This window comes from Sphingobium nicotianae, from assembly GCF_018603885.1.
Taxonomy (GTDB): Bacteria; Pseudomonadota; Alphaproteobacteria; order Sphingomonadales; family Sphingomonadaceae; genus Sphingobium; species Sphingobium nicotianae.
In genome coordinates this window covers 156048-173878 of the sequence record NZ_JAHGAW010000005.1, presented here as the reverse complement: position 1 = coordinate 173878, position 17831 = coordinate 156048, and the positions used below count along the sequence as shown (strand labels likewise).

Here is a 17831-nt window from a genome sequence, read left to right as displayed (position 1 = left end):
GTAACACAAACGAATTTTAAACGATCGAACGACCCTGGAGACGGACGCACATGGCTGATGACAAGGCCGCACGGCTGGATGAGATCATCGCGAGCCATGGCGACCGCGAAGGTCCTTTGCTGCCGATCCTGCATGATATTCAGGAAGAATTTGGCTGCATCGAGGAAGAAGCCAAGCGGCAGATCGCCGCCGCGCTGAACCTCAGCCGCGCGGAAGTCCATGGCGTCGTCAGCTTCTATCACGACTTCAAGGCGCAGAAGGCCGACAAGCCGGTGCTCAAGCTGTGCCGCGCCGAATCCTGCAAGTCGCGCGGCGTCGAGGCGCTGGTGGCGCATGCGCAAGCGACGGCGGGCGACCGGGTCGAGATAGAGACCGTTTATTGCCTCGGCCTGTGCAGCGTCGGTCCCAATGCGATGGTCGGCAAGAAGCTTTACGCCTATCTGGACGACGCCAAGCTCGCCTCGATCATCAAGGAGATGGTGTGATGGCAACCGTTCGTATTTCCGATGACGCGCTGGCGCTGGCCTGCGGTGCCGATGACGTGGCCGCCGCCTTCGAAAGGGCCGGTCACATCGTCGAGCGCACGTCGAGCTGGGGCATGCAGTGGCTGGAGCCGCTCGTCGAGATCGACGGCAAGGGTTTCGGCCGCGCCACGCCCGCCGATGTTGCCGCGATCGTCGACGGCAGCTCGCCGCTCGGCATCGGCACCATCGCCGACCATCCCTTCATCGCCAGCCAGCAGCGCCTGACCTTCGCGCGCGCCGGCAAGACGCGGCCGACCAGCCTCGATGATTATGCGGCGACCGGCGGCTGGAAGGGCCTGGCGCGCGCTCGCGAGATTGGCCCGGAAGCGACCGTCGAGGAAGTGGTGCAGTCCGGGCTTCGCGGCCGCGGCGGCGCCGGTTTCCCGACCGGCATCAAGTGGAAGACCGTGGCGGGCGCCAAGGCCGACCAGAAATATATCGTCTGCAATGCCGATGAGGGCGACAGCGCCACCTTCGCCGACCGCATGGTCATGGAGGGCGATCCATACATGCTCATCGAGGGCATGGCGATCGCCGGCTTCGCGGTCGGGGCGACGCGCGGTTATATCTACTGCCGCTCGGAATATCCGCACGCGATCGCCAAGCTGCAGGAAGCGATCCGCAAGAGCGCGCACCTCGTCCATCCTTTCGTGCTGGAAGTGCGCGCGGGCGCCGGCGCCTATGTCTGCGGCGAGGAGACCTCGCTGCTCAACAGCCTGGAAGGCAAGCGCGGCGAAGTGCGCGCCAAGCCGCCGATCCCGGCACTGGTCGGCCTGTTCGGCCGCCCGACGATCGTCAACAATGTGCTGAGCCTGGCGGCCGTGCCCTACATTCTGTCCGAGGGCGCCCAGGCCTATGCCGATTGCGGCATGGGCCGCTCGCGCGGGACGATGCCGATCCAGCTCGCCGGCAACATCAAGCATGGCGGTCTCTATGAGACCGCGTTCGGCATCACGCTCGGCCAGCTCGTCAACGAGATTGGCGGCGGCACGGCGAGCGGCCGGCCCGTCAAGAGCGTGCAGGTCGGCGGCCCGCTCGGCGCCTATCTGCATCCTGACCAGTTCGACATTCCGTTCGACTATGAGGCTTATGCGGCCGTCGACGCGCTGATCGGCCATGGCGGCATCACCGTATTCGACGACACCGCCGACATGGCGGGCATGGCGCGCTTCGCCATGGAATTCTGCGCGGTGGAGAGTTGCGGCAAGTGCACGCCCTGCCGCATCGGCTCGACGCGCGGCGTGGAGCTGATCGACCGCATCCTGGAGCGCGCCCCGCGTGGCCGCGACACGGTCGAGACGCTGCCGCAGATGCACAACGCGCCGCACGACCAGCGCAGCCTGGAGGACGAGATCGTCCTGCTGGAGGATCTGTGCGAGACGATGAAGTTCGGCTCGCTCTGTGCGCTCGGCGGTTTCACTCCCTATCCGGTGATGAGCGCGCTCAAGCACTGGCCCGCCGATTTTGGCGTGACCCAGGTTCCGGAACCGGCGGAATGAGCTGCTGCGCCGGCCTGCTCGGCATCGATCGCGCCGTCATTCTCGGCGCCGTGATCGCTGGCGGCAAGTCGACGCGCTTCGGCAGCGACAAGGCGCTCGCCACGCTCCACGGCCGTACACTGATCGATCAGGTGATCGAGACGCTCGCCCCACAATGCGCTGAGATGATCGTCGTCGGCCGCGAGCATCCGGGCCTCCCCGGCGTGCCCGATCAGCCGGCGCCCGGCCTCGGCCCGCTCGCCGGCATCGCGGCGGCGCTCCTGGAGGCCCAGGCGCGTGGCTATTCCGCGGTGCTGACCGTGCCTTGCGACGCCTTCGACCTGCCGGGCGACCTCACCGGGCGGCTCTTCCCCTACCCCGCTTATGTGGAGAGCCTTCCGGTCGTCGGACTTTGGCCCGCTTATGCCGCAGCCGATGCGCTGGCGATCCTTGAATCGGAAGAAAAACACTCCATCAAGGGCTTTGCGGCCCGGATTTCCGCGCGCGCCGTGCAATTGCCGCGCGCACCTGCTAATATAAACACTGCTGCTGACCTGGAGCGAGTTGAACGCCATGGGATATGAACCGCAAGCCGATTTCGGCACGCCCGCCTCGACCGCCGAGAAGCTGGTCACGCTGACCATCGACGGCCGCTCGATCACGGTACCCGAGGGCACCAGCGTGATGCGCGCCGCCGCCGAGGCGGGCGGCAACATCCCCAAGCTGTGCGCCACGGACAGCGTCAAGAGCTTCGGCTCCTGCCGCCTGTGCATCGTCGAGATCGACGGCGCGCGCGGCACGCCGGCGAGCTGCACCACCCCGGTCGCGCAGGGCATGAACGTCCACACGCAGACCCCGCGCATCCAGAAGCTGCGCAAGGGCGTGATGGAACTCTACATCTCCGATCACCCGCTCGACTGCCTGACCTGCTCGGACAACAATGATTGCGAGCTGCAGGACAATGCCGCCGCCGTGGGCCTGCGCGAGGTGCGCTACGGCTATAATGGCGACAATCATATGGGCCTGGCGACCGACACGTCGAACCCCTATTTCGACTTCGACCCCTCCAAGTGCATCGCCTGCTCGCGCTGCGTGCGCGCCTGCGACGAGGTGCAGGGCACGCTGGCGCTGACCATCGAGGGGCGCGGTTTCGCCTCCAAGGTCTCGGCGGGCCTCGCCAGCGACGATTTCCTCTCGTCCGAATGCGTCTCGTGCGGCGCCTGCGTGCAGGCCTGCCCGACGGCAACGCTCCAGGAAAAGACCATGGTGGAGATCGGCAAGCCCGAGCGGGCCGTCGTCACCACCTGCGCCTATTGCGGCGTTGGCTGCACCTTCCGTGCGGAGATGCGCGGCGAGCAGCTCGTCCGCATGGTCCCCTGGAAGGACGGCAAGGCCAATCGCGGCCATAGCTGCGTCAAGGGCCGCTTCGCGTGGGGTTATGCCAACCACAAGGACCGCATCCTCAACCCGATGATCCGCAAGTCGATCGACGATCCCTGGCAGGAAGTCAGCTGGGACGAGGCGATCGCCTATACCGCCTCGGAGCTGACGCGCATCAAGGATACGCACGGCGCCCGCGCGCTCGGCGGCATCACCTCCTCGCGCTGCACCAACGAGGAGAGCTTCCTCGTCCAGAAGCTCGTCCGCGCCGGCTTCGGCGCCAACAATGTCGACACCTGCGCGCGCGTCTGCCACTCGCCGACCGGCTTCGGCCTCTCGACGGCGTTCGGCACCTCGGCCGGCACGCAGGATTTCGACAGTGTCATGGACAGCGACGTCATCCTGATCATCGGCGCCAACCCGACCGATGGCCACCCCGTCTTCGCCAGCCGCATGAAGCGCCGCATCCGCCAGGGCGCGAAGCTGATCGTCATCGATCCGCGCCGGATCGACATGGTGCACTCCCCCCACATCGAGGCGGATTATCATCTGCCGCTGCAGCCCGGCACCAATGTCGCCGTGCTGACCGCGCTCGCCCATGTCATCGTCACCGAGGGCCTCGCCGCCGAAGCCTTCATCAAGGCGCGCTGCGACTGGGACGAATATCAGACCTGGGCCGACTTCGTCTCCCAGCCGCAGAACTCGCCCGAATTCCTGGAGCCCGTCACCCGCGTCAAGGCCGAGGATATTCGCGGCGCCGCGCGCCTGTTCGCGACCGGCGGCAATGGCGCCATCTATTATGGCCTCGGCGTCACCGAGCATAGCCAAGGCAGCTCGACCGTGCTCGCCATTGCCAACCTCGCGATGGCGACCGGCAATATCGGCCGCCGCGGGGTCGGCGTGAACCCGCTGCGCGGCCAGAACAATGTCCAAGGGTCCTGCGACATGGGCAGCTTCCCGCACGAGCTCTCCGGCTATCGCCACATCGGCGATGCGAGCGTGCGCAAGCAGTTCGAGGATGACTGGGGCGTCACGCTCGACCCCGAACCGGGCCTGCGCATCCCCAACATGCTGGACGCCGCCGTCGACGGCTCGTTCCGCGCCATCTACATCCAGGGCGAGGACATCCTCCAGTCCGATCCCAATACCCATCATGTCGCCGCCGGCCTCAAGGCCATGGAATGCGTCATCGTCCACGACCTGTTCCTGAACGAGACCGCCAATTATGCGCATATCTTCCTGCCCGGCTCGACCTTCCTCGAGAAGGACGGCACCTTCACCAATGCCGAGCGGCGCATCCAGCCGGTCCGCAAGGTGATGGAGCCGGCCAATGGCTATGCCGACTGGGAGATCACCCAGCTCATGGCGAATGCCATGGGCCTCGGCTGGACCTATACGCATCCCAGCCAGATCCTCGACGAGATCGCCCGTCTGACGCCGACCTTCACCGGCGTGTCGTGGGAGCGGCTGGAGCGCGAAGGCTCGCTGCAATGGCCGGTCAACGAGAAGTTCCCGGACGGCGCGCCAATCATGCACGTCGATGGCTTCGTGCGCGGCAAGGGCCGGTTCGTCGTCACCGACTATGTGCCGACCGACGAGAAGACCGGCCCGCGCTTCCCGCTGCTGCTCACCACCGGCCGCATCCTCAGCCAGTATAATGTCGGCGCGCAGACCCGCCGCACCGGCAACACCGTCTGGCACCCCGAGGATCTGCTGGAGATGCATCCGGTCGATGCCGAGGATCGCGGCCTCAAGGATGGCGACTGGGCGCGCCTCGCCAGCCGCGCCGGCGAGACGACGCTGCGCGTGCAGGTGACCGATCGCGTGGCGCCGGGTGTCGTCTATACGACCTTCCACCACCCCGCGACGCAGGCCAACGTCATCACCACCGAATATTCGGACTGGGCGACCAATTGCCCCGAATACAAGGTGACGGCGGTACAGATCTCGCCTTCCAACGGCCCGACCGACTGGCAGGAGGAGTATGAGGAGCAGGCCCGCCGCTCGCGCCGCATCGCCGGCCATATCGAGGCGGAGGCTGCGGAATAAGCGATGGAAATCGACCGCCTCACCTATATGGCGAACCAGATCGCGCGCGCCTTCGAGCCGCAGGGCCATGACGTCGCCGTCAAGGAAGCCGCGACCCATATCAACAAGTTCTGGGATCCGCGCATGAAGAAGACCATGCTTGATGGAGACCGCTCCGGACTCACACCCATCGCGGCCGAAGCGATGGTGAACGTCGAGGCCTATGTGGCGGCGCATCCCGCCTCGGCCTGGTAACAGCCGGGCCTGATGGCCACCGCGCCCTCAGTCGCACCGTCCGCAACGCTCACAGCCCTGAGACCGGATGGCACCGCCCGCCCGGTCGACCGGCCGTTCGCGCCGGAAATCCCGGTCGCGCTCGAATATAACGGCCTTTCCTACGCCGTGATGATGGCGTCGCCGTCCGATCTTGAGGATTTCATCACCGGTTTCGCCCTGACCGAGGGCCTCGCGTCGCGCGTCGAGGATGTGACCGGCATCGACATCGCGGAAACCGATCTGGGCTGGATCGCCCGTGCGACGATCACCTCACTGGCGCTGGAGAAGCTGGAAGAGCGCGTGCGCACCCGCGTCGCGGAATCAAGCTGCGGCCTGTGCGGCATCGACAATCTCGAAGTGATCGCCAAGCCCCTGCCCCCGGTCGCACCGCATTCACCGATCGAGCCGGCTGCCATCTTCCGCGCGCTGGAGGGTTTGCGCGATCGCCAGCCCGGAAACCGGGCCACCGGCGGCATGCACGCGGCCGCCTATGTCGCGCCCGATGGCGGCATCATCGCCGTGCGCGAGGATGTCGGCCGCCACAATGCGCTCGACAAGCTGATCGGCGCCATGGCCCGCGCCGGCCAGCCGCTCGGTGGTGGCTTCCTCCTCTCCACCGCCCGGTGCAGCTACGAGATCGTCGAGAAGGCGGTCCGCGCCGGCGCGACGACCTTGGTCACCATCTCCGTGCCGACGAGCATGGCGGCGGCGCGCGCGCAGGCGGCGGGGCTCAGCCTGTTTGCGCTGGCGCGGCCCGACGAAGTGCTGCGGGTGACGGCGTAGACCGGATCGCCCTGCCTCACCGTCATTCCCGCGAACGCGGGAATCCAGTTTCCACGCAACCGGGTACTGAGAACGCCCCGGGATTCCCGCGTTCGCGGGAATGACGATATGCCATGGGATTGCGCTTCTTCCGCATCATGCAAGCAACGACGCACTCGTTCCGACAGGATCGGCCCCTGAAAAACGGGAGAATGCCATGCCGATCGCACGCCGCACGTTCATCGCGATGGCCGGGGCGGCCGCGCTCACATCACACGGCTGGGCGGCGGCACCCCGCTATGACCTCGTCATCAAGGGCGGCCGGGTGATCGATCCCGCGCGCGGGATCGACGCGATGCTCGACGTCGCCATCGCCGGAGGAAAAATCGCGGCGATGGGCAAGACCATCGATCCGGGCGCGGCACAGATCCTCGATGCGACCGGCAAGCTCGTCACACCCGGCCTGATCGACATTCACACCCACGCGAGCGTCGACCCGGCCAGCGCCGGTCTCATGCTCGCGGAGGGCGTGACCGGCTGGATCGAGGCTGGTTGGGAAGGCGCCGAGACGGTGGACCAGGGCATCGCCGCCGTGCGCGCCGCGCCCCAGAAAGCCGCCTTCCTGCTCAATATCGGTCGCAAGGGCGTGATGACGACGGCGGGTGAGACGATGGACCTCAGCCTTGCCGACGCGGCGGCCGCGCGCGCGGCCATCGCAGCGCATCGCGATGTGATCGTCGGCGTCAAGGCCCGGCTCTCCCGATCGATCGCCGGCGATCATGACCTGGATGTGCTGCGCCGTGCACAGCAGGCCGCCAGCGCCTTCGGCCTGCCCGTGATGATCCATATCGGCGGCACCTTCTCGCCCCTCGGGCAGTTACTCGATCTGCTGAAGCCAGGCGACATCGTGACGCACATGTATGCTCCGCCGCCGCATGCGATCATCGGCGACGACGGCAGGGTCATCCCAGAGGCGATCGCCGCCCGCAAACGCTGCGTGCGCTTCGACTGGGGACATGGCACGCATGGGCATGTGCTTTGGGAGGTTGCCGAGCAGGCAGCCCGCCAGGGCTTCCTGCCCGATACCGTCTCGACCGACTGGACGATCGCGGGCGACAGGACCGGCGTCGTCAACATGCCGACGATCATGTCGAACGTCCTCGCGCTCGGCGTGCCGCTCGATCAGGTGGTGGCGATGGCGACGATCAATGCCGCGCGTAGTTTCACGTTCTTCAAGGGGCGGGGCACGCTGGCGCCGGGCGCACCGGCCGATGTCGCGGTGCTGGAGCTGCGGCAGGGCCAGTTCGAGCTGGTCGACACGGCGGGCAAAAAGCGGCCCGCCACGTGCAAATTCTTCCCGGCTGCGACGATCCTGGACGGAAAGATCGCCGCGCGCGCTGCCTGAGCTTACCCTGTAAGCTGAACCGGTGCTCCTGCGAAGGCAGGAGCCCAGGGCGATAGGGAACGCCGCTATGCCCTAGGCTCCTGCCTTCGCAGGAGCACATGCCGGTTACACCCGACAGCGCAGTCTCCAGCGACCGGCCCGACCCAGCCTAGCTAAGCCCGGCCCGCGACCACCTCGTCAGCATCGTGCAGCGGCACCAGCCAGACCAGCACCGCGCCGATCAGCGCGCCGGCGCACATGATCAGCGACACCGCGAGCAGCTGATCCTTGCCCAGCGCATCGAACAGAAAGCCCGCGATGATCGGCGATCCCGCCGCGCCGGCGCGGCCGACGCCGAGCACGAAGCCGGTGCCGGTCGCGCGCGCATAGGCCGGGAAGCCGCGCGCGAAGGCGGCGTAATAGCCCACGATCGCGGCGTTCAGGAAGAACATGGTGAAGAAGCCCGCCAGGCGCCAATGCCCGAGCGTGTCGTGGCCCAGGCCGAACCATGCGACGGCAAGAACGCCCAGGATGCACATCACGATCGTCGGCACCTTGATGTCCCACTTCTTGAGCAGGAAGCCGAACAGCGCGCCGCCGACCGCGCCACCGATGTTGGCATAGGTCAGCACGCTCGCCGCCAGCGGCTGGCTGAAGCCGGTATCGGCGACGATCTGCACGGCGAACTTGAGGATGTAGTAGAAGGTCAGCGTGTGGAACATGTAGCCGAACGCCAGCAGCAGCGTGGTCGGCCGCAGCCTCGGGTTCGAGAGAATGTCCGTCACCCTGGGCTTGGCCGCCTGCTCCGGAACCGGCGGCAAGTCGCTGATCTGCGGCTTGCCGAAAGCGCGAAGGGATTTGTTGATCTTGGCGACCGCCCCTTCGGGCCGGCGCGCGGCGAAGAAGGCCGGCGTCTCCGGCACCAGCAGCATGACAAGCGGGATCATCACGGCGGTCACGACGGCGCCGAACAGGAACACGGCACGCCAGTCATACTCGACCAGCAGCCAGCCCTGCGCCGCGAAGCCTCCGATCACGCCGCCAAGCGGGTAGCCGATCACGTAGAGCGACATGGCCAGGCTGCGCGAGGCGGTGCTGGAGACCTCGGCGGTCACCGCGTTGGTCGCCGCGAGCATGCCGCCGATGCCAAGGCCGGTGATCAGGCGCCAGAGCGTCAATTCGGTCACGCCGGTGGCGGCATGGGCCATGTACATGCCGATCGCCATCACCACGAGGCAGATGATCATGTCGAGCTTGCGGCCGATCTTGTCGGCGAGGCTGCCGAGCAGGATCGAGCCGAAGCCCATGCCGATCAGCTCCGCCGAGAGCACGATGCCAAGCTGCGAGCGCGGAATGCCCCATTCCTTGGTGATGCCCGGCGCCGCGAAGGCGCTGGAGAGCACGTCGAACCCGTCGAGCGCGTTCAGGAAGATCATGAGGACGACGACGATCCACTGCCGTGCGGACATGGGATTGTCGTTGATGATCTGCCGTGGGTCGTTCGCGACCATGTCTTTGTCCCCTCCTGCTGGCGCGCTTCTGCGGAGCGCCGTCCCTATTCGTGAATACGGCGCAACAGCTCGATGAGCAACGTCGCTTCGCGCTTGGTAAAGCGCGAGCGCACCCATTGCTCATGCTCGTCGATGCAGCGCCGCGCCTCGATCAGCGCTTCGTGGCCCGTCGCGGTCAGGGTCAGCGTCTGCCGGCGCCGGTCGAGCGTGGATGCGCCGCGCACGAGCAGCGAGCGGGCTTCCAGCCGGTTGATGATCGCCATGGTCGTGGCACGGTCCATCTGCAGCCGTCGGCCGATGTCGGCTTGGGCGATGTGCGGATGATCGTCGATCAGCCACAGCACCGAGACCATCTTCTGGGTGAGGCCGAGCTCGGAGAAGGTCTCGGTGAAATGCCGGTAGGTCGCGCCATGGGCGAGGCGGATGTGAAAGCCGATGATGTCGTCGATGGCGCCAAGATCGGCCTCGTCCCCGGTCATCGCGCTCGCGCGCGTCTCCGCGTCGCTCGCGCAATCGACGTTTGCCGAATGCCCTGAACGCTGCCTTTCCGTCGCTTCCAAATCCCGTTCCGCCAAGGACCGATTGCCTCCCCGATTGATCTAGCGCAAAGACTTTGCCGATTTCGTAAGCATAGCATACAAATCTGAGCGAGAGGAGCAAGCCATGGTACATTTTCCGGATACACCGGCCTTCACCGGCTTCAACACCCCGTCACGGATCGAGTGCGACATCCCCAATCTCGCGAATGAGGGTACGATCCCGCCGGAACTGAACGGCGCTTTCTTCCGCGTCCAGCCGGATCCGCAATTCCCCCCGCGGCTGGGTGACGACATCAGCTTCAACGGCGACGGGATGATCACCCGCTTCCACATCCACGACGGCCAGTGCGACATCCGCCAGCGCTGGGCCAAGACCGACAAGTGGAAGCTGGAGAATGCCGCCAACAAGGGCCTGTTCGGCGCCTATCGCAACCCGCTGACCGACGACGAGTCGGTCAAGGGCCAGATTCGCTCTACCGCCAACACCAATGCCTTCATCCATGCCGGCAAGCTCTGGGCGATGAAGGAGGACAGCCCGGCGCTGGTCATGGAGCCGGACACGATGGAGACGATCGGCTTCGAGAAGTTCGGCGGCAAGATGACCGGCCAGACCTTCACGGCGCATCCCAAGATCGACCCCGCGACGGGCAACATGATCGCGATCGGCTATGCCGCCTCGGGTCTCTGCACCGACGATGTCTGCTATTATGAGGTCAGCCCGCAAGGCGATCTCATCCGCGAAGTCTGGTTCAAGGTGCCCTATTACTGCATGATGCACGACTTCGGCGTGACGCAGGACTATCTCGTCCTCCACATCGTGCCGTCGATCGGCAGCTGGGAGCGACTCGAGAAGGGCCTGCCCCATTTCGGCTTCGACACCACTTTGCCCGTCTATCTCGGCATCATTCCGCGCCGCGACGACGTGAAGGCGGAGGATATTCGCTGGTTCAAGCGCGACAATTGCTTCGCCAGCCATGTCATGAACGCCTTCCAGGACGGAACCAAGGTCAGCATCGACGTGCCCGAGGCGGAGAACAATATGTTCCCCTTCTTCCCGGACGTGCACGGTGCGCCCTTCAATCCCCAGCAGGCGATGAGCAAGCTCACCCGCTGGACCGTCGACATGGCCTCCAATTCCGATGCCTTCGAGAGCGTCACCCGCCTCACCGAGACGGCCGGCGAATTCCCGCGCATCGACGATCGCATGACCGGCCTGCCCTATCGCTACGGCTGGATGCTGGAAATGGACATGAAGCGGCCGGTGGAGCTCAAGGGCGGCTCGGCGGGCGGCTTCCTGATGAATTGCCTGTTCCTGATCGATCACGAAACCAAGAAGGAGCAGCACTGGTGGTGCGGCCCGACAAGCTCGCTGCAGGAGCCGGCCTTCATTCCGCGCAGCAAGGATGCGCCCGAGGGCGACGGCTGGATTGTCCAGGTCTGCAACCGGCTCGACGAGCATAAGAGTGACCTGCTGATCTTCGAAGCGCTCAAGATCGAGAAGGGTCCGGTCGCCACGGTCCACATTCCCTTCGCGCTGCGCTTCGGCCTGCACGGCAACTGGGCGAATGCCGAGGAAATCGGGCTGGCAGCGTAGCCATGCACACGCCTCTCCCCTTGCGGGAGAGGATACCCGGCCTTGCGAGCGTGCTCGTGAGGCGAAGCTGGAGGGGGGTGCTACCTCGCGTCCATTCCCCTCCCCAACTTCCCCTAGCCAACTTCCCCTAGCCAACATCGTCAGCAAGCTGCACTATCCTCTCCCACAAGGGGAGAGGAGCCGACAGAGCGCCTCCCCGAACACGAGGAGAGAGAGATGCGCCGGATCGCACGTTTGACCTTGCCGATGGCATTGCTGGCGGCACAGGGCTCGCCAGTGCCGGCCCAGCCCGCCACGCCAGCCCCCAGCACCACCTCCCCCTCTCCCGCCGTCATCGCCATGCGGCGGGAATGGCTCAATCCGGCCATCAACAGCTTCACGTTCCGCGACAATGCCCGCATGTTCGATACCCGCCCGGTCAGGCGCGCCGGGCCGGTCTGGCAACTGCCCCGCGCCACCGGCTTCACCATGCCCCCCGGCTATGACGCCTGGGCCGAGCATAGCTACACCAATGCCCTGCTGGTCATCCGCGACGGCAAGATCCTGTTCGAGGATTATCGCAACCGCTCGGACGCAAGCACGCGCTTCATCAGCTTCTCCATGGCCAAGTCGATCACTTCGATGCTGCTCGGCATCGCGCTCGACAAGGGCATGATCAGGTCGATCGACGATCCGGTCACCGCCTACGTGCCGGAGCTCAAGGGCGGCGGCTATGACGGCGTCACGCTGCGCCACATCCTGCAGATGCGATCGGGCGTGGACTATGAGGAGCGCTATGATTTCGGCGCCCATCCGAGCCCGGCCGCGATCAATCACGAGAATGCCATCGTGCTGAACAAGGTGCGCTTCGCCGATTCGGCGCGGACGATCGGCCACAAATGGGAGCAGGGCACGCACTTCAATTATGCGACGATCGACACCGCCGTGCTCGGCTGGGCGCTCGAGCGGGCGACGAAGCAGCCGCTTGCCGCCTTCATGCAGGCCAATCTCTGGGGTCCACTCGGCGCCGAGGCCGACGGCTACTGGATCGCGGACGGCCCCGCCGGCGTCGGCCGCGAGCTCTCCGGCATGGGCTATAATGCGACGCTGCGCGATTTCGGTCGCCTCGGCATGCTGATGCTCGCCGGGGGAAAGCGCGGCAAGGTCCAGATCGTGCCGGCAAGCTGGATGCGCCAGGCAACCACCATGCTCCCGACCGGCGTCGACGCCCGACCCGGCTACGGCCTGCAATTCTGGCAGGTCGATGACGAGCCAGGGGCCTTCGCCGCGGTTGGCCTTGCCGGGCAGATGATCTACGTCCATCCCGCGACCCGCACGGTGATCGTCAAGCTCAGCTATCATCCGCCGGACGTGCCGCCGCAGGTCAATGCCGAAACGATCCGCTATTTCAGGGCGATCACTGCCCAACGCTGACAGGAGCGCGCCATGATTCAACCCGGCCTCGAATTCGTCTATGAGGCGGAGGGCGCGCTCGATCCGCCCATCCCGATCGGTGAGACGATGGACGGCAGCCGGCGGATCATCCCGATCCGGACCGGCGGACGGGTCGAAGGGCCGTTGATCCGGGGCAGCCTGATCGGCAATGCCTCGGACTGGCAGCTCACCCGCCACGACGGCGTAACTGTCGCGGACGCCCTCTACGCGATCCGCACCGACGACGATGTCGTCATCCAGATCCGCAATCGCGGCCTGCGGCATGGCCCCCCGGAAGTCATGGCCCGGCTCGCGGCAGGCGAGGCGGTCGACCCGGCCGACTATTATTTCCGCACGGTGCCGGAGTTCATCGCGCCCAATGGACGCTACGAATGGATGAACCGCAGCATCTTCGTCTGCTCGGGCGCGCGCTATGCGGCCGGCATCAAGCTCTGGGTCTGGCGGGTGACGTGAGCGCCGTCCTCCGAAGAGGAAGTGCGCTGAGCTGGTTGCGAAACGCTACGCAACAGCCCATCTTCACATCATGACCAAGCTCTCCTTCCTCGACCTCGTCAATGTCATCGATGGTGAAACCAGCGGCGACGCGATCCGACGGGTCGGCCCGATGGCCGCGCACGTCGAGGCGCTGGGCTTTCATCGTTATTGGATCGCCGAGCATCACGGCATGGTGGGCGTCGCCGCCGCCGCGACCGCGCTCATCATCGCCGAAGCCGGCCGGGCCACGAACCATATCCGCGTCGGATCGGGCGGCATCATGCTGCCCAATCACTCGCCTTTCATCATCGCCGAGCAGTTCGGCACGCTCGACGCACTGTTCCCGGGTCGGGTCGATCTCGGCCTCGGCCGCGCGCCAGGTGCGGATGGCCGCCTCGCCCAGGCACTGCGCCACGATCAGCGGCACGAGGCGGAGGAATTTCCGCGCGGCGTGGTCGAGTTGCGCGCGCATTTCACCGGCGAGCCGGACCTCGGCCTGGTCGCGGTGCCGGGCCGGGGTGCAGACATCGAGATGTGGATCCTGGGCTCCAGCCTCTATGGCGCCCAGCTCGCCGCCGCCTTCGGCATGCCCTATGCCTTCGCGTCCCACTTCGCGCCCGACCTGCTCGACGAAGCGCTGGAGATATACCGCCGCGACTTCAAACCGTCGGCATGGCTGTCAGCCCCGTATTGCGCGGCCGCGATGAGCGCCGTCGCCGCCGACACGAGCGAGGAAGCGGTGTTCATCGCCAGCTCGATCATGCAGAATTTCGTGGCGCTGCGCACCGGCCGCCCCGGCAAGCTCCCCAGGCCGGTCGAGAATTATCTCGAACGCCTGCCGATGAACGTTGCCGCCACGCTGAGCCAGGCCCTGCAATGCAGCGCCTTCGGCACGGTCGAGGAGGTGGCGCGCAGCATTCGCCAATTCATCAAGCGCACGGGGGTCGACGAAGTGATCGTCCACAGCCCGGCCTATGATTTCGACGCCCGCAAACGATCGGTCGCGTTGATCGCGGAGGCTTTCGCCAGCCTCGAAGTCGACGCCTGAAACTATTGCCCTCCCCGACCGTCCAGCTACTATGCTGCGACGCAACAACGAGGGGCACGCATGAGCGAACCGACGACCCTGACTGATCTCGCAACGCCCTGCCTGATCCTCGATGCGGCGCGGATGGAGCGCAACATCGCGCGGCTTCGGGCACATCTCGCCAGGCTCGGCGTCACCGCCCGTCCTCATCTCAAGACCGCCAAGTCGATCCCCGTCGCCAGGCGATGATGGAGAGCCCGGCCGGTCCGGCGACCGTCTCGACGCTCAAGGAAGCCCGGCTCTTCGCGGATGCCGGCGTGCGCGACATCATCTATGCGGTCGGCATCACGCCGGACAAGCTGCCGACCGTGCTTGCCATGCGCGCGCAGGGCGTGGACCTCGCGGTCATTCTGGACTCGGTCGAGCAGGCAAGGTTCGTGGCGGAAGCCTCGCGCGCGGCGGGCCTGGCGATCCCGGCTCTGATCGAGATCGATTCGGACGGGCACCGCGCGGGCGCCGCGCCGAGCGACGCCGAGCGACTGCTGGCCATCGGCGCCGCTCTGACCGAAGGCGCGGAACTGCGCGGCGTCCTCACCCATGCGGGCGGCAGCTATGGCGTGCGCGGCGAGGCGGCCCTGCGCGCCTTCGCCGAGCAGGAGCGCCGCGCCGTCGTCGATGCCGCCACGGTGCTGCGCGAGGCCGGCTTCCCCTGCCCCGTGGTCAGCGTCGGCTCGACGCCCACCGCCCACGCCGCGCAGACGCTCGACGGCGTGACCGAGGTGCGCGCCGGCGTCTTCGTCTTCTCCGATCTGGTGATCGCCGGGATCGGCACGCAGGCCATCGACGACATCGCCATCTCGGTGCTCGCCAGCGTCATTGGCCATCAGCGCGACAAGGGCTGGATCCTGGTCGATGCGGGCTGGATGGCCATGTCGCGCGATCGCGGCACCAAAGCGCAGGCGGTCGACCAGGGCTACGGGCTGGTCTGCGACGCGGCCGGCAATCCCTATGACGATCTGATCGTCATCGACGCCAATCAGGAGCATGGCATCATCGCCGTGCGGCCCGGTTCGAACGCTGTGCTACCCGAACTGCCCGTCGGTGCGAGGGTCCGCATCCTGCCCAATCATGCCTGCGCGACCGGCGCGCAGCATGACCGCTATCATGTGGTGCGCGGCACGGGCGACGTGATCGAGGCCGAGTGGCCGCGCTTTGGAGGCTGGTGATGAGCGACGACCCCATCAGGATCATCTCGACGGTGGATGCGCCGCAGCCCGCTGGCCATTATTCGCAAGCGATCGTCGGCAACGGCACGGTCTATATCGCCGGCCAATTGCCGATCGGCGCGGACCGCGTCCACCGGACCGATGCCTCGTTCGAGGACCAGGCGCGGCAGGCGATCGGCAACCTGCTCGCCATCCTGAAAGCGGCGGGCGGCGATCCGCGCCATCTGCTCAAAGTCACGGCCTATATCGTCGGCATCGAGAACTGGCCGCGCTTCAACGCCGTCTATGCGGAGATGATGGGCGACGCGAAGCCAGCGCGGACGGTCGTACCGGTGCCGGAGCTGCATCACGGCTATCTCGTCGAGGTCGATGCGGTGGGGCTGATCGCCGTGTAACCGCGCCGATCCTGCGCTCGACACGAACGGGAGGCTTTGAAAAGTTGGACAGGGAGCGCCTGCCCAACTTCCGTCAGGTCAAGCCGGCGCGAGTTCCTTCGCATCCTCGAGGATCATCTGCGAGCCCTTCTCGCCGATCATGATCGAGGCGGCATTGGTGTTGCCCGAGACGATCTTGGGCATGATCGAGGCGTCGACCACGCGCAAGCCCTCGATACCGTGGACGCGCAGGCGCGCATCGACCACAGCCTTGGCATCGCTGCCCATCCGGCAGGTGCCGACCGCATGATACAGCGTGCCGCCGGCGACTTGCGCATAGAAGAACATCTGGTCATCGGTCTCGCCGAACGGATCGGTCGGCGACTCCAGATATTTGGCGACGGCCGGCTGCTGCCAGATCTTGCGGATCAGCTTGAGCTGCGTGACGGCCATCTGCTGGTCGATCTTGTCATCGAGATAGTTGGGCACGATCTTCGGCGCGACCAGACCGTCAGGCGAGCGCGCGTGGATATTGCCACGCGATTCCGGGCGAACCTGGCACGGGTTGGATGCCAGACCCGGCTCTTTCTCCAGCGCTAGCTGCTGCTTGGCATTGAGCACTTCCAGGTCCATCGAGGCCGCCATGGTGTGGATCTGGATGTCCGGTGTCTCCAGACCCTCGCGCGAGCGCACGAAGGCGCAGCCATGCGCGACGGCGTAGGACAGCAGGCCCTTGCGGGTGAAGCCATATTTCAGCACCTGGCCGACCAGCGGAAGCCCGCTCGCCATCGAGTTGACCGAGGGCGTGCCCGGCTTCAACCGCGCCTGACAGCCGATCATGTAGTGATCCTGCATATTCTCGCCGACGCCGGGCAGCTCATGCACGATGCTCACGCCGAGCGACTGGAGCAGGCTGCCCTGCCCGACGCCGCTGATCTCCAGCAGCTTCGGACTCTCGACGGCACCGGCGGCGAGGATGACTTCCTTGCGCACCTTCACGACGCGGATACGGTCGTGCTGCCTAAACTCCACGCCCACCGCACGCTTGCCCTCGAAGAGGATGCGCGTCGTCATCGCGCGCAATTCGACGGTGAGGTTCGGACGCCCCATGACCGGATGCAGGAAGGCGACCGCCGCCGAGCAGCGCTTGCCGTTGCGGGCGGTCATCTGGAACCAGCTCGATCCTTCCTGATCGCCGTCGTTGAGATCGTCCTTGTAGGCGATGCCCGCCTCGACGCAGGCGTCGATGAGTGCCTTGCTGACCGGATGGTGCTCGGGGAAATCGGAGACGCCAAGCTCGCCACCCACGCCATGCGCCGGGATCGCGCCGCGCTGCTGGTCCTCGCTCTTCTTGAACAGCGGCAGCACGTCGTCCCACGCCCAGCCTTCATTGCCCATCTGGCGCCAGCCGTCATAGTCGGCGGACTGGCCGCGCACATAGAGCAGGCCGTTCAGCGACGACGAGCCGCCGAGCACCTTGCCCTTGGGCCATTTGTGCGGACGACCGCCCGAACCCTGATCCACCTCGGTCTCGTAGAGCCAGTTGACCTTGGGATCGTTGAGCGTCTTGCCGAAGCCGATCGGGATGTGGATCATCATGTTCGACCAGAACTGGCCGAGTTCGCGCGTCGGGCGATCGTCACCGCCGGCTTCCAGCACGACCACCTCGGTGTGGCGATCCGCCGAGAGGCGGTTCGCGAGCACGCAGCCCGCGCTGCCCGCGCCCACGATCACATAATCGACGGTGATTTCATCAGCCATTATCTTGTCTTCCCTCCTCGCCGCTCCGACACGACCCGTGCGCGCGGCTTATGACTCGT

General features: G+C 66.2%; 15 protein-coding genes and 1 pseudogene. 13 read left to right on the top strand and 3 right to left on the bottom strand.

Annotated features, from left to right (window positions below):
* Positions 1 to 50 precede the first annotated feature (50 nt).
* The 7 genes from KK488_RS08870 to KK488_RS08840 all read left to right on the top strand — a co-directional run bounded on the left by KK488_RS08870 (position 51) and on the right by KK488_RS08840 (position 7853).
* On the top strand, positions 51 to 485 hold the full coding sequence (locus KK488_RS08870; protein ID WP_214622805.1) for an NAD(P)H-dependent oxidoreductase subunit E: 435 nt from the start codon (positions 51 to 53) through the stop codon (positions 483 to 485).
* On the top strand, positions 485 to 2023 hold the full coding sequence (locus tag KK488_RS08865; protein ID WP_214622804.1) for an NADH-ubiquinone oxidoreductase-F iron-sulfur binding region domain-containing protein: 1539 nt from the start codon (positions 485 to 487) through the stop codon (positions 2021 to 2023). Before KK488_RS08870 ends, KK488_RS08865 begins: the two co-directional genes overlap by 1 nt.
* Positions 2020 to 2586, top strand: a complete 567-nt coding sequence (gene mobA, locus KK488_RS08860) for a molybdenum cofactor guanylyltransferase (protein ID WP_214622803.1) — start codon at positions 2020 to 2022, stop codon at positions 2584 to 2586. Before KK488_RS08865 ends, mobA begins: the two co-directional genes overlap by 4 nt.
* On the top strand, positions 2576 to 5431 hold the full coding sequence (gene fdhF / locus KK488_RS08855) for a formate dehydrogenase subunit alpha (RefSeq protein WP_214622802.1): 2856 nt from the start codon (positions 2576 to 2578) through the stop codon (positions 5429 to 5431). Before mobA ends, fdhF begins: the two co-directional genes overlap by 11 nt.
* Positions 5432 to 5434: 3 nt before the next feature.
* Complete coding sequence (locus tag KK488_RS08850) at positions 5435 to 5665, top strand: formate dehydrogenase subunit delta (RefSeq protein ID WP_214622801.1); 231 nt, start codon at positions 5435 to 5437, stop codon at positions 5663 to 5665.
* A 12-nt stretch (positions 5666 to 5677) separates the two neighbouring features.
* Positions 5678 to 6469 (top strand): formate dehydrogenase accessory sulfurtransferase FdhD, encoded by a 792-nt coding sequence (gene fdhD, locus KK488_RS08845; RefSeq protein ID WP_214622800.1) that lies wholly within the window; start codon positions 5678 to 5680, stop codon positions 6467 to 6469.
* A 196-nt stretch (positions 6470 to 6665) separates the two neighbouring features.
* A complete protein-coding gene (locus KK488_RS08840) occupies positions 6666 to 7853 on the top strand; it encodes an amidohydrolase family protein (RefSeq protein ID WP_214622799.1) in 1188 nt (395 codons plus the stop codon).
* A 152-nt stretch (positions 7854 to 8005) separates the two neighbouring features.
* On the opposite strand, the gene KK488_RS08835 is transcribed toward KK488_RS08840, so the two are convergent.
* Both KK488_RS08835 and KK488_RS08830 read right to left on the bottom strand, forming a co-directional pair.
* Positions 8006 to 9343, bottom strand: a complete 1338-nt coding sequence (locus tag KK488_RS08835) for an MFS transporter (protein ID WP_214622798.1) — start codon at positions 9341 to 9343, stop codon at positions 8006 to 8008.
* Positions 9344 to 9387: 44 nt separating this feature from the next.
* A complete protein-coding gene (locus KK488_RS08830) occupies positions 9388 to 9822 on the bottom strand; it encodes a Saro_0803 family transcriptional regulator (protein ID WP_250890202.1) in 435 nt (144 codons plus the stop codon).
* 184 nt (positions 9823 to 10006) lie between these two features.
* Here KK488_RS08830 and KK488_RS08825 point away from each other — a divergent pair, with 184 nt between their 5' ends.
* From KK488_RS08825 to KK488_RS08800, 6 genes and pseudogenes are all read left to right on the top strand, one after another.
* Complete coding sequence (locus KK488_RS08825) at positions 10007 to 11476, top strand: lignostilbene-alpha,beta-dioxygenase (RefSeq protein WP_214622797.1); 1470 nt, start codon at positions 10007 to 10009, stop codon at positions 11474 to 11476.
* A gap of 216 nt (positions 11477 to 11692) precedes the next feature.
* Entirely contained in the window at positions 11693 to 12889 is a 1197-nt protein-coding gene (locus KK488_RS08820) for a serine hydrolase domain-containing protein (RefSeq protein WP_214622796.1), read from the top strand.
* 12 nt (positions 12890 to 12901) lie between these two features.
* Positions 12902 to 13363 carry a DUF3237 domain-containing protein gene (locus tag KK488_RS08815; RefSeq protein ID WP_214622795.1) on the top strand — a complete coding sequence of 154 codons (462 nt, stop codon included), beginning with the start codon at positions 12902 to 12904 and terminating at the stop codon, positions 13361 to 13363.
* A gap of 70 nt (positions 13364 to 13433) precedes the next feature.
* Positions 13434 to 14432: an LLM class flavin-dependent oxidoreductase gene (locus KK488_RS08810; RefSeq protein ID WP_214622794.1), complete on the top strand. Its 999-nt coding sequence runs from the start codon at positions 13434 to 13436 to the stop codon at positions 14430 to 14432.
* Between the two features lie 123 nt (positions 14433 to 14555).
* A pseudogene (locus KK488_RS08805) lies at positions 14556 to 15637 on the top strand (alanine racemase).
* Entirely contained in the window at positions 15637 to 16032 is a 396-nt protein-coding gene (locus KK488_RS08800) for a RidA family protein (protein WP_214622793.1), read from the top strand. Before KK488_RS08805 ends, KK488_RS08800 begins: the two are co-directional and overlap by 1 nt.
* A 78-nt stretch (positions 16033 to 16110) precedes the next feature.
* Here KK488_RS08800 and KK488_RS08795 read toward each other — a convergent pair whose 3' ends face one another.
* Complete coding sequence (locus KK488_RS08795) at positions 16111 to 17772, bottom strand: GMC family oxidoreductase (RefSeq protein ID WP_214622792.1); 1662 nt, start codon at positions 17770 to 17772, stop codon at positions 16111 to 16113.
* Between the last annotated feature and the right edge of the window lie 59 nt (positions 17773 to 17831).

What these genes read in the sequence shown, in the direction of transcription:
- KK488_RS08870 (WP_214622805.1), top strand. Translation starts at nt 51, where the DNA reads ATGGCTGATGACAAGGCCGCACGGCTGGATGAGATCATCGCGAGCCAT.
- KK488_RS08865 (WP_214622804.1), top strand. Translation starts at nt 485, where the DNA reads ATGGCAACCGTTCGTATTTCCGATGACGCGCTGGCGCTGGCCTGCGGT.
- mobA (WP_214622803.1), top strand. Translation starts at nt 2,020, where the DNA reads ATGAGCTGCTGCGCCGGCCTGCTCGGCATCGATCGCGCCGTCATTCTC.
- fdhF (WP_214622802.1), top strand. Translation starts at nt 2,576, where the DNA reads ATGGGATATGAACCGCAAGCCGATTTCGGCACGCCCGCCTCGACCGCC.
- KK488_RS08850 (WP_214622801.1), top strand. Translation starts at nt 5,435, where the DNA reads ATGGAAATCGACCGCCTCACCTATATGGCGAACCAGATCGCGCGCGCC.
- fdhD (WP_214622800.1), top strand. Translation starts at nt 5,678, where the DNA reads ATGGCCACCGCGCCCTCAGTCGCACCGTCCGCAACGCTCACAGCCCTG.
- KK488_RS08840 (WP_214622799.1), top strand. Translation starts at nt 6,666, where the DNA reads ATGCCGATCGCACGCCGCACGTTCATCGCGATGGCCGGGGCGGCCGCG.
- KK488_RS08835 (WP_214622798.1), bottom strand. Translation starts at nt 9,343, where the DNA reads ATGGTCGCGAACGACCCACGGCAGATCATCAACGACAATCCCATGTCC.
- KK488_RS08830 (WP_250890202.1), bottom strand. Translation starts at nt 9,822, where the DNA reads ATGACCGGGGACGAGGCCGATCTTGGCGCCATCGACGACATCATCGGC.
- KK488_RS08825 (WP_214622797.1), top strand. Translation starts at nt 10,007, where the DNA reads ATGGTACATTTTCCGGATACACCGGCCTTCACCGGCTTCAACACCCCG.
- KK488_RS08820 (WP_214622796.1), top strand. Translation starts at nt 11,693, where the DNA reads ATGCGCCGGATCGCACGTTTGACCTTGCCGATGGCATTGCTGGCGGCA.
- KK488_RS08815 (WP_214622795.1), top strand. Translation starts at nt 12,902, where the DNA reads ATGATTCAACCCGGCCTCGAATTCGTCTATGAGGCGGAGGGCGCGCTC.
- KK488_RS08810 (WP_214622794.1), top strand. Translation starts at nt 13,434, where the DNA reads ATGACCAAGCTCTCCTTCCTCGACCTCGTCAATGTCATCGATGGTGAA.
- KK488_RS08800 (WP_214622793.1), top strand. Translation starts at nt 15,637, where the DNA reads ATGAGCGACGACCCCATCAGGATCATCTCGACGGTGGATGCGCCGCAG.
- KK488_RS08795 (WP_214622792.1), bottom strand. Translation starts at nt 17,772, where the DNA reads ATGGCTGATGAAATCACCGTCGATTATGTGATCGTGGGCGCGGGCAGC.